The organism is Burkholderia sp. MSMB1078WGS (assembly GCF_001528895.1).
In the GTDB taxonomy this organism is placed as follows: Bacteria; Pseudomonadota; Gammaproteobacteria; order Burkholderiales; family Burkholderiaceae; genus Burkholderia.
Genome location: NZ_LPDI01000021.1, coordinates 1 through 1796, shown reverse-complemented (window position 1 = coordinate 1796; position 1796 = coordinate 1). Strand labels below are relative to the sequence as shown.

The 1796-nt window shown below is 64.3% G+C and carries 1 pseudogene; it reads left to right on the top strand.

Going from position 1 to position 1796, the window contains the following annotated elements:
• Positions 1-16 precede the first annotated feature (16 nt).
• Positions 17-1796 (top strand): annotated as a pseudogene (locus WT24_RS03840) (hypothetical protein); the annotation flags it as partial.

Below are 1796 nucleotides of genomic sequence, written 5' to 3'. Positions count from 1 at the left end.
AGACCCGAACAAGGGCGTGACGTCCTTGGCGATGACGTACGACGATGCGACGAAGTCGAAAGCGACGCTCGGCGGCACGGAAGGCACGACGCTCACGAACGTGAAGGCGGGTCAGGTCAGCGCGCAGAGCAAGGATGCGATCAACGGCGGTCAACTGCATGGCACGGCGCAGAGCGTGGCGAATGCGCTGGGCGGCGGTTCGTCGGTGGATGCGAACGGTGCGGTATCGGCACCGACGTACAGCCTGACCGATTCCGCGGACGGTTCGAAGCAAGTCGCGTATCACAATGTCGGCGATGCACTGGAAAACCTGGACGGTCGGGTTGCGGGCAACACGGGTGACATCACGAACATCAAGAACGCGTTCACGAACACGGGTCTGGTGGACGGCGATGGTCACACGCGTGCTGCAGTGACGTACGACAAGAACGCGGACGGCACGCCGAACCACGGCAAGGCCACGCTCGCGGGCGTGGACGGCACGATCCTGTCGAACGTGAAGGCGGGTGTGGCTGACAAGGACGCGGTGAACGTGTCGCAACTGAAGTCGTCGGGCCTTATCGGTAACGACGGCAAGGCGATTGCCGCGGTGACGTACGACCGCAACCAGGACGGCACGGCGAACTACGGTTCGGTGACGCTGGGCGGTGGAAAGTCGGCGACGCCGGTGAAGCTGTCGAACGTTGCGCAAGGCACGGACGGCAAGGACGCGGTGAACGTCGATCAACTGACCGAAGCCATTCGTGGTGTGGAAGGCGGGATGAATCCGCTGGCGGTGGCGTACGACAGCATCCAGAAGGACAAGGTGACGCTGGCGGGCGCGGAAGGCACGACGCTCACGAACGTGAAGGCCGGTCAGGTCAGCGCGGGCAGCAAGGACGCGATCAACGGCGGTCAACTGCATGGCACGGCGCAGAGCGTGGCGAATGCGCTGGGCGGCGGTTCGTCGGTGGATGCGAACGGTGCGGTATCGGCGCCGACGTACAGCTTGACCGATTCCGCGGACGGCTCGAAGCAAGTCGCGTATCGCAACGTCGGCGACGCACTGGAAAACCTGGACGGTCGGGTTGCAAGCAACACGGGCGACATCACGAACATCAAGAACGCGTTCACGAACACGGGTCTGGTGGACGGCAATGGTCACACGCGTGCCGCAGTGACGTACGACAAGAACGCGGACGGTACGCCGAACTACGGCAAGGCCACGCTCGCGGGCGCGGACGGCACGATCCTGTCGAACGTAGCGGCGGGTAAGGCTGACAAGGATGCGGTGAACCTTGGCCAGTTGAAGGAGGCGGGCCTGGTCACGCAGGTGGATCCGAACGACCCGAACAAGGGCGTGACGTCCTTGGCGATGACGTACGACGATGCGACGAAGTCGAAGGCGACGCTCGGCGGCACGGAAGGCACGACGCTCACGAACGTGAAGGCCGGCCAGGTCAGCGCGCAGAGCAAGGATGCGATCAACGGCGGTCAACTGCATGGCACGGCGCAGAGCGTGGCGAATGCGCTGGGCGGCGGTTCGTCGGTGGATGCGAACGGCAAGCTGTCGGCGCCGACGTACAGCCTGACCGATTCCGCGGACGGCTCGAAGCAAGTCGCGTATCGCAACGTCGGCGACGCACTGGAAAACCTGGACGGTCGGGTTGTGGGCAACACGGGCGACATCACGAACATCAAGAACGCGTTCACGAACACGGGCCTGGTGGATGGTGATGGTCACACGCGTGCTGCAGTGACGTACGACAAGAACGCGGACGGCACGCCGAACTACGGCAAGGCCACGCTCGCGGGCG